Source organism: Candidatus Benthicola sp. (assembly GCF_058719085.1).
The window spans coordinates 1-8,560 of the sequence record NZ_JBZQEK010000133.1; the positions used below are offsets into that span (position 1 = coordinate 1).

Annotated in this window: 19 protein-coding genes; all 19 read left to right on the forward strand. The window is 66.5% G+C overall.

Going from position 1 to position 8,560, the window contains the following annotated elements; translation table 11 throughout:
• Positions 1 to 408, forward strand: a 408-nt coding sequence (locus tag AC36XV_RS10060) for an EF-Tu C-terminal domain-related protein (protein ID WP_492203549.1), incomplete at its 5' end; no start/stop codon positions are given.
• A 12-nt stretch (positions 409 to 420) separates the two neighbouring features.
• Positions 421 to 729: a 30S ribosomal protein S10 gene (gene rpsJ, locus AC36XV_RS10065; protein WP_492203550.1), complete on the forward strand. Its 309-nt coding sequence runs from the start codon at positions 421 to 423 to the stop codon at positions 727 to 729.
• A 40-nt stretch (positions 730 to 769) separates the two neighbouring features.
• Positions 770 to 1,393, forward strand: a complete 624-nt coding sequence (gene rplC / locus AC36XV_RS10070) for a 50S ribosomal protein L3 (RefSeq protein WP_492203551.1) — start codon at positions 770 to 772, stop codon at positions 1,391 to 1,393.
• Between the two features lie 37 nt (positions 1,394 to 1,430).
• Positions 1,431 to 2,075 carry a 50S ribosomal protein L4 gene (rplD, locus tag AC36XV_RS10075; RefSeq protein WP_492203552.1) on the forward strand — a complete coding sequence of 215 codons (645 nt, stop codon included), beginning with the start codon at positions 1,431 to 1,433 and terminating at the stop codon, positions 2,073 to 2,075.
• Positions 2,072 to 2,410: a 50S ribosomal protein L23 gene (locus tag AC36XV_RS10080; RefSeq protein WP_492203553.1), complete on the forward strand. Its 339-nt coding sequence runs from the start codon at positions 2,072 to 2,074 to the stop codon at positions 2,408 to 2,410. Before rplD ends, AC36XV_RS10080 begins: the two co-directional genes overlap by 4 nt.
• A gap of 1 nt (position 2,411) precedes the next feature.
• On the forward strand, positions 2,412 to 3,251 hold the full coding sequence (gene rplB, locus AC36XV_RS10085) for a 50S ribosomal protein L2 (RefSeq protein ID WP_492203554.1): 840 nt from the start codon (positions 2,412 to 2,414) through the stop codon (positions 3,249 to 3,251).
• A gap of 21 nt (positions 3,252 to 3,272) precedes the next feature.
• On the forward strand, positions 3,273 to 3,557 hold the full coding sequence (gene rpsS / locus AC36XV_RS10090; RefSeq protein WP_492203555.1) for a 30S ribosomal protein S19: 285 nt from the start codon (positions 3,273 to 3,275) through the stop codon (positions 3,555 to 3,557).
• A gap of 31 nt (positions 3,558 to 3,588) precedes the next feature.
• Entirely contained in the window at positions 3,589 to 3,939 is a 351-nt protein-coding gene (rplV, locus tag AC36XV_RS10095) for a 50S ribosomal protein L22 (protein ID WP_492203556.1), read from the forward strand.
• Positions 3,940 to 3,941: 2 nt separating this feature from the next.
• Positions 3,942 to 4,610, forward strand: a complete 669-nt coding sequence (rpsC, locus tag AC36XV_RS10100) for a 30S ribosomal protein S3 (protein WP_492203557.1) — start codon at positions 3,942 to 3,944, stop codon at positions 4,608 to 4,610.
• A gap of 47 nt (positions 4,611 to 4,657) precedes the next feature.
• Positions 4,658 to 5,068, forward strand: coding sequence for a 50S ribosomal protein L16 (gene rplP, locus AC36XV_RS10105; protein WP_492203558.1), 411 nt, complete (start codon positions 4,658 to 4,660; stop codon positions 5,066 to 5,068).
• Between the two features lie 4 nt (positions 5,069 to 5,072).
• The gene (rpmC, locus tag AC36XV_RS10110; protein WP_492203559.1) at positions 5,073 to 5,285 is read left to right on the forward strand and encodes a 50S ribosomal protein L29; all 213 of its coding nucleotides are present in this window, start codon (positions 5,073 to 5,075) and stop codon (positions 5,283 to 5,285) included.
• Entirely contained in the window at positions 5,278 to 5,559 is a 282-nt protein-coding gene (gene rpsQ, locus AC36XV_RS10115; protein ID WP_492203560.1) for a 30S ribosomal protein S17, read from the forward strand. Before rpmC ends, rpsQ begins: the two co-directional genes overlap by 8 nt.
• 4 nt (positions 5,560 to 5,563) lie before the next feature.
• Positions 5,564 to 5,932 (forward strand): 50S ribosomal protein L14, encoded by a 369-nt coding sequence (rplN, locus tag AC36XV_RS10120; protein WP_492203561.1) that lies wholly within the window; start codon positions 5,564 to 5,566, stop codon positions 5,930 to 5,932.
• Positions 5,933 to 5,961: 29 nt separating this feature from the next.
• Positions 5,962 to 6,279, forward strand: coding sequence for a 50S ribosomal protein L24 (gene rplX, locus AC36XV_RS10125; RefSeq protein WP_492203567.1), 318 nt, complete (start codon positions 5,962 to 5,964; stop codon positions 6,277 to 6,279).
• Between the two features lie 32 nt (positions 6,280 to 6,311).
• The gene (rplE, locus tag AC36XV_RS10130) at positions 6,312 to 6,878 is read left to right on the forward strand and encodes a 50S ribosomal protein L5 (protein ID WP_492203562.1); all 567 of its coding nucleotides are present in this window, start codon (positions 6,312 to 6,314) and stop codon (positions 6,876 to 6,878) included.
• A 19-nt stretch (positions 6,879 to 6,897) separates the two neighbouring features.
• Positions 6,898 to 7,083: a type Z 30S ribosomal protein S14 gene (locus AC36XV_RS10135; protein WP_492203563.1), complete on the forward strand. Its 186-nt coding sequence runs from the start codon at positions 6,898 to 6,900 to the stop codon at positions 7,081 to 7,083.
• Between the two features lie 3 nt (positions 7,084 to 7,086).
• Positions 7,087 to 7,485 (forward strand): 30S ribosomal protein S8, encoded by a 399-nt coding sequence (gene rpsH, locus AC36XV_RS10140; RefSeq protein WP_492203564.1) that lies wholly within the window; start codon positions 7,087 to 7,089, stop codon positions 7,483 to 7,485.
• A gap of 64 nt (positions 7,486 to 7,549) precedes the next feature.
• The gene (gene rplF, locus AC36XV_RS10145) at positions 7,550 to 8,095 is read left to right on the forward strand and encodes a 50S ribosomal protein L6 (protein WP_492203565.1); all 546 of its coding nucleotides are present in this window, start codon (positions 7,550 to 7,552) and stop codon (positions 8,093 to 8,095) included.
• Positions 8,096 to 8,159: 64 nt separating this feature from the next.
• Positions 8,160 to 8,537 carry a 50S ribosomal protein L18 gene (gene rplR, locus AC36XV_RS10150; RefSeq protein WP_492203566.1) on the forward strand — a complete coding sequence of 126 codons (378 nt, stop codon included), beginning with the start codon at positions 8,160 to 8,162 and terminating at the stop codon, positions 8,535 to 8,537.
• Positions 8,538 to 8,560: the final 23 nt, after the last annotated feature.

An 8,560-nucleotide genomic window follows, 5' to 3' on the forward strand; every position in this document is an offset into this window, starting at 1 on the left:
GAGATGTTCCGGAAGATCCTGGACGAGGGTCAGGCCGGGGACAACGTGGGCTGTCTGTTGCGGGGGACGGGCAAGGACGACGTGGAGCGGGGGATGGTGTTGGCCAAGCCCAAGAGTATCACGCCGCATACGAAGTTCAAGGCGGAGGTGTACGTGCTGACGAAGGACGAGGGCGGGCGTCACACGCCGTTCTTCGACGGGTACCGACCGCAGTTCTACTTCCGGACGACGGACGTGACGGGGACGGCGCACCTTCCCGAGGGCGTGGAGATGGTGATGCCGGGCGACAACGTGAACATGGACGTGGAGCTGATCGCGCCGATCGCGATGGACCGGGAGCTGCGCTTCGCGATCCGCGAGGGCGGCCGCACCGTCGGCGCCGGCGTCGTCACCGACATCACCGAGTAAGGGAGTCGGATCATGGCGGAAAAGATTCGGATTCGGCTGCGGGCCTTCGACCCGGCGGTCATCGACCAGACGGCGGCGGACATCGTCCGTACCGCCCAGAAGACGGGTGCGTCGGTGAAAGGGCCGATTCCGCTTCCGACGCGGCGGCAGCTGTACACGGTTCTTCGCAGCCCGCACAAGGACAAGAAGTCGCGGGAGCAGTTCGAGCTGAAGACCCACAAGCGGCTGATCGACATCTATGACACCCGTCCCCAGACGGTCGACGCGCTGACGAAGCTCGACCTGGCGGCGGGCGTGGACGTCGAGATCAAGGTCCAGTAGGGCCGCGATCTCGGAAGACGACGAAAGAGCGGGAAGCGACATGCCTGGACTCATAGGCAAGAAGCTGGGGATGACCCAGATCTTCACGGAAGACGGCAAGGCCGTCGGGTGCACGGTGCTCGAGGTGGGCCCCTGCCCCGTGGTGCAGATCAAGACGTCGGAGAGCGATGGCTACGAGGCCATCCAGCTCGGTTTCGGGGAGCGGCGCGAGCGACGCGTCACGAAGCCGCAGGCGGGTCACGCCGCTCGGGCGGGCCTCGACCACGCACCGAGCGTGCTGGCGGAGTTCGAGCCGGAGGAAGGGCAGGAGTACGAGGCCGGCCAGAGCCTGACCGTCGACCTGTTCGAGGTCGGACAGCGAGTGAAGATCAGCGGTTTGACGAAGGGGCGCGGCTTCCAGGGCACCGTGAAGCGGCACAACTTCGGCGGCTCGCGGGCTTCGCATGGCGGCAGCGCGATTCTCCGGAAGCCCGGCTCCATCGGTCCGGGCACGGATCCCTCCCGCGTGATCAAGGGACGGAAGATGTCGGGACAGATGGGCGGCACGCGCCGCACGGCGCTGAACCGGCGCATCGAGTGGATCGATCCCGAGAAGAACCTGATGCTCGTCCGCGGCTCGGTGCCGGGGGCGCGACACAACGTGGTTCTCATTCGCTCCGTCTGAGGCGGGCAGCCCGGACGGCAGGTCGGAAGAGAGAGATATGAAGGCGAAAGCATACTCGACGACGGGCAAGGCGCGCGCAGCGGATTTCGAGCTGCCCGCGGGCCTGTTTGACGGCACGGTGAACGAAAGCGTGCTGCACCAGGTCGTGACGGCCTATCAGGCCAACCAGCGACAGGGGACGCACTCGACCAAGACGCGGAACACGGTGCGGGGCGGGGGTCGGAAGCCGTGGCGCCAGAAGGGTACGGGCCGCGCGCGAGTCGGGACGATCCGGTCTCCGCTGTGGCGCGGCGGCTCAGTCGTCTTCGGGCCCCAGCCCCGAAGCTACCGGGTCCGGGTGCCGCGGCAGATGCGTCGCCTGGCCATCCGCTCGGCGCTGAATGCCCGGGCCGAAGAGGGCGGGCTGATCGTGGTCGAGCCGTTCCAGCTGGAGTCGCCGAGCACCCGGGCGCTGGTCGCCCTGTTCGAGGCCCTCGAGCTGGATGCGGGCAACGTGCTGATCCTGACCGACGGCCTCAAGAACGAGGTCTACCTGTCGGGCAGGAACCTCCCCGGCGTCGAGGTGAAGCCGTGGGGCGAGGCGTCGGCCTACGATGTCCTGTGGTCGGATGTGTTGATCGTGGAAGAGTCGGCCTTCAGCAGCGCCGACCCGGACTCCGCTGACGAAGAGGAGGCATCATGAGCCGCGCGCCGCGCGACATCCTGATCCGTCCGATCATCACCGAGGAGTCGTCCCGGCTGCAGTTCAACCCGGGTCGCACCCGCAAGCGGCACCAGGACAAGGAAGGCGAGATCCAGCCCCAGTTCGTGTTCCGGGTCTCCCGGGATGCTACGAAGGTCGAGATCAAGCGGGCCGTGGAGAAGATGTTCGAGGTGCACGTGAGCTCCGTGAACACCATGAACCTCATGGGGAAGGACCGGCGAGTCGGTCGGTCCGTGGGCAAGCGTCCGGATTGGAAGAAAGCGATCGTCACTCTCGCCGAGGGTGAGACGATCGACGTGTTCGAGGGAGTCTGACATGGCGCTGAAGAAGTTTCGCCCGGTGACGCCGAGTTCGCGCTACCGCTCCGTCTCCGAGTTCGACGAGGTGACGCGATCGGGGTCCGAGAAGTCGCTCACCGAGGGCCTGACCAAGAAGGCCGGACGGAACCACCACGGCCGCATCACGAGCCGCAGGAGGGGTGGCGGGCACAAGCGCCGGTATCGTCGGATCGATTTCCGGCGGGACAAGCACGGAATCCCGGCCCGTGTCGCGGAGATCGAGTACGATCCGAACCGGTCGGCGCGCATTGCCCTGCTCCACTACGCCGACGGTGAGAAGCGGTACATCCTGCACCCGCGGGGGCTGCAGCAGGGGGACACGATCGTCTCGGGGCCGGGCTCCGACCCGACCCTCGGCAACTGTCTGCCGCTTCGCGAGATCCCGCTGGGCACGATGATCCACGCGGTGGAGCTGAAGCCGGGCCGGGGAGCGCAGATGGCGCGTTCGGCCGGAGCGGCCGTGCAGCTGATCGCCAAGGAAGGCGAGATGGTGACGCTCCGGCTCCCGAGCACCGAGGTGCGCATGGTGCGCGGCGAGTGCTACGCGACGATCGGCCAGGTGGGCAACGTCGACCACGAGCTCATCCGATCGGGCAAGGCGGGGCGTTCCCGCTGGCTCGGCCGGCGACCGAAGGTGCGCGGCGTGGCCATGAACCCGATCGACCACCCGCTGGGTGGCGGAGAGGGCCGGGCCTCGGGCGGTCGCCCGCCGGTCTCTCCGTGGGGCAAGGCCGAGGGACGCAAGACGCGCAAGCGGAAGAAGGCGAGCAACCAGTACATCGTCCGCGGTCGCAGGCGCGGCAAGGCCACCAAGTAGCGCGGACTCGGGGAGAAGAGAATGGCTCGAAGTGTCAAGAAGCGACCGTACATCAACGAGCGCCTCCTGGCGCGAATCGAGGCGATGAACCGTTCGGGCGAGAAGCGCGTCACCAAGACGTGGGCGCGTGCTTCGACGATCAGCCCGGAGTTCGTCGGCCACACGGTCGCCGTCCACAACGGCAACAAGTTCATCCCGGTCTACATCACCGAGAACATGGTGGGGCACAAGCTGGGCGAGTTCGCCCCCACCCGACTGTTCCGGGGCCACGGCGGGAAGCTCGCCGACAAGCGGGCCCGCCTGTAGAGCCGGGTCACGGAAGCCAGGGGATAGCGAGATGGAAGCGCGAGCAGTCGCGAAGAGAATACCGATGTCAGCCCGGAAGATGCGGCTGGTCATCGATCAGATCCGCAACGCGGACGTGAACCAGGCCTATTCGATTCTTCAGTTCTCGAAGAAGGCCGCAGCGGAGCCGATCGACAAGGCGCTGCGTTCCGCGGTCGCGAACGCGGTCTACAAGGCCGATCAGCAGGGCGAGGTGCTCGACGTGGATGACCTCTACGTGAAGGAGGCCTACGTCGACGAGGGTCCGACGCTCCGCCGCTACCGGGCAGCCGCGATGGGGCGGGCCGCCCCCCGGCGCAAGCGCATGAGTCACGTCACCGTCGTCGTGGACACAAAGGAGTAACCGTGGGTCAGAAGACACATCCGTACGGCTTCAGGCTGGGCCTGGTGAAGCCCTGGAAGTCCCGCTGGTACGCGAGCCGGCGCGACTTTCCGGCCCTGCTCGCCGAAGACGAGAAGCTGCGGAAGTACTTGCACGCGCGGCTCGACCATGCGGCGGTGGCCGAGGTCGAGATCGAGCGCAAGCCGACCAAGATCGTGGTCACGATCCACACGGGCCGTCCCGGCGTGGTGATCGGCAAGCGGGGGTCGGAGGTCGACAAGCTGCGCGATGAGCTCGCGCTCCTCACCGACTCCGAGGTCTCGATCAACGTCGAGGAAATCAAGCGGCCGGAGGTCGACGCGCAGCTGGTGGCGAACAGCATCGCCCATCAGCTGAAGCAGCGGATCGGCTTCCGGCGGGCCATGAAGCGGGCGATGCAGTCGGCGATCCGGGCCGGCGCCGAGGGCGTCAAGGTGCAGTGCGGAGGCCGGCTGGGCGGAGCGGAGATCGCACGTACGGAAGGGTACCACGAGGGTCGTGTTCCCCTTCACACCATGCGGGCCGACATCGACTACGCGGAGAGCATGGCCAAGACGACCTACGGGGCGATCGGCGTGAAGGTGTGGATCTACAGGGGCGAGGTACAGGACGATCGCCGGGGGCAGACCTACACGGCGGGCGGCGCCAAGTAGCCCGTCGGGCTCACGGCACGGATCGAGACGGCTGGAGATAGAGGACGATGCTTCAACCAAAGCGCGTAAAGTACCGGAAGCAGCAGAAGGGTCGGATCCGGGGGAACGCCATGCGTGGCAACACGGTGGCCTTCGGAGACTACGGCCTGCAGACGCTCGACGCGGGCTGGATCACGAACCGCCAGATCGAGGCGGCGCGTGTGGCCATGACCCGTCACATCAAGCGTGGCGGCAAGGTCTGGATCCGCATCTTTCCCGACAAGCCGATCACGTCCAAGCCCGCCGAGACCCGCATGGGGAAGGGGAAGGGCAACCCCGAGGGCTGGGTGGCGCCCGTGAAGCCGGGTCGCGTGATGTTCGAGCTCGAGGGCGTGGACGAGACGATCGCCCGCCGGGCGATGGAGCTGGCTTCCGCGAAGCTCCCGGTCAAGACCCGGTTCGTGGTCCGGGAGGAGTAGGAGAATGGACGCGAAGGACATTCGGGAACTGAGCCAGGACGAGATCGACATCGAGATCGAGCGGGCGAAAGAAGAGCTCTTCAGGCTCCGGTTTCGCGCTGCGTACGAGGAACTCGAGAACCCGGCGCTCCTCAGAGAGCTTCGCCGGGACATCGCGAGGATGAAGACGATTCAGCACGAGCGGGAGCTGCGGGCCGCGGGAGACATCGATGGTTGAGGATTCGACGCAGACCGCGGGCAGCCGCAAGGTCCGACAGGGCCGGGTGGTGAGCGACGCCATGGACAAGACCGTCGTGGTCTCCGTGGAGCGTCAGTTCGCCCACCCGCTCTACCGGAAGCGGGTGACCCGGCGGAAGAAGTATCACGCCCACGACGAGCGGAACGAGTTCCGGTCGGGGGACCTGGTGGTCATCGAGGAGACGCGCCCCCTGTCCAAGCGCAAGCGCTGGCGGGTCGTGCGGCTCATCGAGCGTCCGGAGCAGGAGGGCTGAGGCCATGATCCAGCAGGAGACCGATCTCCGGATCGCGGACAATTCCGGAGCCCGGCGGGCCCGTTGCATCCGCGTTCTCGGCGGATCGTCGCGGCGCTACGCCGGACTCGGAGACGTCGTCGTGGTCACGGTCAAGGACGCCATTCCCGGCGGTACCGTGAAGAAGGGCGAGGTGGCCAAGGCGGTGGTCGTTCGCGTGGCGAAGGAAAGCCGTCGCAAGGACGGCACGTACATCCGCTTCGATGAGAACGCGGCGGTGATCATCAACGACGCGGGAGAGCCCCGCGCCACGCGGATCTTCGGACCGGTGGCACGCGAGCTCAGAGAGAAGCAGTTCATGAAGATCGTTTCGCTCGCCCCCGAAGTGATCTGAGGGAGTCCGAGATGACGAGGAAGAACAAGCTGCACGTGCGCCGGGGCGATCAGGTCCAGGTGATATCGGGCAACTACAAGGGAGCTCGCGGCCAGGTCCTGCGGGCGATTCCCTCGAAGAACCAGGTCGTGGTGGAGGGCGTGAACATGCGCAAGCGCCACCAGGCCCCGACGCAGGCCAATCCGGAGGGTGGGATCATCACCTTCGAGGCGCCGATTCACGCCTCCAACGTGATGCTCATCGACCCGTCGAACGACGAGCCGACGCGCTACCGCGTCCGGATCGACGCCGACGGGACGAAGGAGCGGATTTCCACCAAGAGCGGCAACCCGATTCCGAAGCCGTAAGGCCACGGAGTCCAGGATAGAGCGACGTTCGAATGAAGCAGCAGCCCAGGCTGAGACAGCACTACGACAGTCACGTGATTCCGAAGCTTTCGGAGATCTTCGGGTTCGGCAATCCGATGGAGGTCCCGCGCCTCGAGAAGATCGTGATCAACAGCGGTCTCGGAGACGCGAAGGACAACGCGAAGCTCCTGGACTCGGTGGTGGCGGAGCTGGCGCGGATCAGCGGCCAGAGGCCGGTGGTCACGCGCGCCCGGAAATCGATCTCGAACTTCAGCCTCCGGGAAGGGATGCCGGTCGGCGTGAAGGTGACGCTGCGCGATGCGCGCATGTACGAGTTCATGGACCGGTTCATCAGCACCGCCGTACCGCGAATCCGCGACTTTCGTGGATTCAACAGCCGCGCATTCGACGGTCGCGGCAACTACACGGTGGGAATCCGCGAGCAGATGGTGTTCCCGGAGGTCGACTACGACGAGATCGTTCGCGTGCACGGCCTCGACATCACGTTCGTGACCACGACGGACCGTGACGACGAAGCGCTCGTGCTGCTGCGAGAGATGGGGATGCCGTTCCGCGGCGAGACCCCGGTAGTGGTTTAACGCAGGTCGGAGAACAGTAATGGCTAAGAAGTCCCTGATTGCGAAGGCGAAGCGCAAGCCCAAGTACAGCGCGCGGACCATCCGGCGGTGTCAGCGGTGCGGGCGTTCACGGGCCTACATGCGGAAGTTCGGCCTGTGCAGGATCTGCTTCCGGCAGCTGGCGCTCAGGGGAGAGATCCCGGGCGTACGAAAGGCGAGTTGGTAGAACATGAGCATGAACGATCCCATCGCCGACATGCTGACGCGGCTGCGCAACGCGAGCCGGGCGGGACACCGCCGAGTCGACATGCCGGTCGCGAAGCTGAAGGTCGAGATCGCGAGAATCCTGACCGAGAACCACTTCATCCACGGCTACAAGGTCCTGGACGATGGCGGTCACGGGGTCCTCAGGGTCTACCTCAAGTACACCGAGGACGAGAAGCCGGTCATCCGCTCGCTGCGGAGGATCTCGCGTCCCGGATTGCGCAGGTACGTCGGCGCGCAGGGAATGCCCCGGGTCCGATCGGGCATGGGCATCGCCATCCTGTCCACGTCCAAGGGCGTGATGACGGACCGGCAGGCCCGCCGTGAGCGCGTCGGTGGAGAGGTGATCGCCACGGTCTACTAGAGACCGGGCGCAGGAACCGTCACCCCCGCGTTTGCCGGGGTGCCAGACAGAATGCGGTGGAAAGATGTCGAGAGTCGGAAAACAGCCGATCATCGTTCCCGAGGGCGTCACCGTGTCCGTCGATGGCTCGCAGGTCCACGTCAAGGGACCGAAGGGCGAGCTCAGCGGGCGGTTCGACGCGGACATGCGCATCGCCGTCGAGGACGGTGCCGTCACGGTGTCCCGGCCGACGAACCAGCCGCGTCACCGTGCCCTGCACGGTCTGACACGAAGCCTGGTGGCGAACATGGTCGACGGAGTGCACCAGGGGTTCGAGCGCACGCTGGAGATCCATGGAGTCGGGTACCGCGCCCAGCAGAAGGGCAAGGCGGTCGAGTTCTCCGACGGATTCAGCAACCCGGTGGTGTTCGAGGCCCCCGAGGGCGTGGATCTGGTCGTCGAGACCCCGACGCTGGTGCACGTGAGGGGCATCGACAAGCAGGCCGTCGGCGAGGTGGCCGCTCGAATCCGTCGCATCCGGCCCCCGGAGCCCTACAAGGGCAAGGGGATCCGGTATCGGGGCGAGCACGTCCGGAGGAAGGCTGGTAAGGCGACGGCTGTGGGCGCCTGATCGGCGATACAGAATCAGCGTACGCCGGGCATCCGTAGCGGAACCCCGGCCGGAGGAGCAGGAGATGGCAGTCAGCAAGTCGGCAGAGCGGCGGCAGCGTCGCGCCACGAGACACAAGCGGGTCCTGAGAAAGCTGCGCGGAACCGCGGAGCGGCCGAGACTCGTCGTGTTCCGGAGCCTGAGGAACGTCGAGGGACAGCTCGTCGACGACGACCGCGGAGTGACCCTGATGGGGCTCTCGACGCTCGCGCTCGACGGGACGCCGGAAGTGGAGGACCTCTCGGCCAAGATGGCCGCGAGCTTCACGGCCGGTCGGGAGCTGGCCGAGCGGGCGAAGGCCGAGGGCATCGAGCGCGTGGTGTTCGACCGGGGAGGCTACCGGTATCACGGGCGCGTCAAGGCCTTCGCCGATGGGGCGAGGGCCGGCGGGCTGAAGTTCTGAGACCCATCAAGGGACGGTCGATC

Excerpts from the sequence above, each read along its gene's own strand:
- rpsJ (WP_492203550.1), top strand. The coding sequence starts at position 421 with ATGGCGGAAAAGATTCGGATTCGGCTGCGGGCCTTCGACCCGGCGGTC.
- rplB (WP_492203554.1), top strand. The coding sequence starts at position 2,412 with ATGGCGCTGAAGAAGTTTCGCCCGGTGACGCCGAGTTCGCGCTACCGC.
- rplF (WP_492203565.1), top strand. The coding sequence starts at position 7,550 with ATGTCGAGAGTCGGAAAACAGCCGATCATCGTTCCCGAGGGCGTCACC.
- rplN (WP_492203561.1), top strand. The coding sequence starts at position 5,564 with ATGATCCAGCAGGAGACCGATCTCCGGATCGCGGACAATTCCGGAGCC.
- rpsS (WP_492203555.1), top strand. The coding sequence starts at position 3,273 with ATGGCTCGAAGTGTCAAGAAGCGACCGTACATCAACGAGCGCCTCCTG.
- rpsQ (WP_492203560.1), top strand. The coding sequence starts at position 5,278 with ATGGTTGAGGATTCGACGCAGACCGCGGGCAGCCGCAAGGTCCGACAG.
- rplP (WP_492203558.1), top strand. The coding sequence starts at position 4,658 with ATGCTTCAACCAAAGCGCGTAAAGTACCGGAAGCAGCAGAAGGGTCGG.
- rplD (WP_492203552.1), top strand. The coding sequence starts at position 1,431 with ATGAAGGCGAAAGCATACTCGACGACGGGCAAGGCGCGCGCAGCGGAT.
- rplV (WP_492203556.1), top strand. The coding sequence starts at position 3,589 with ATGGAAGCGCGAGCAGTCGCGAAGAGAATACCGATGTCAGCCCGGAAG.
- rplC (WP_492203551.1), top strand. The coding sequence starts at position 770 with ATGCCTGGACTCATAGGCAAGAAGCTGGGGATGACCCAGATCTTCACG.
- rpmC (WP_492203559.1), top strand. The coding sequence starts at position 5,073 with ATGGACGCGAAGGACATTCGGGAACTGAGCCAGGACGAGATCGACATC.
- AC36XV_RS10080 (WP_492203553.1), top strand. The coding sequence starts at position 2,072 with ATGAGCCGCGCGCCGCGCGACATCCTGATCCGTCCGATCATCACCGAG.
- AC36XV_RS10135 (WP_492203563.1), top strand. The coding sequence starts at position 6,898 with ATGGCTAAGAAGTCCCTGATTGCGAAGGCGAAGCGCAAGCCCAAGTAC.
- rplR (WP_492203566.1), top strand. The coding sequence starts at position 8,160 with ATGGCAGTCAGCAAGTCGGCAGAGCGGCGGCAGCGTCGCGCCACGAGA.
- rpsH (WP_492203564.1), top strand. The coding sequence starts at position 7,087 with ATGAGCATGAACGATCCCATCGCCGACATGCTGACGCGGCTGCGCAAC.
- rplE (WP_492203562.1), top strand. The coding sequence starts at position 6,312 with ATGAAGCAGCAGCCCAGGCTGAGACAGCACTACGACAGTCACGTGATT.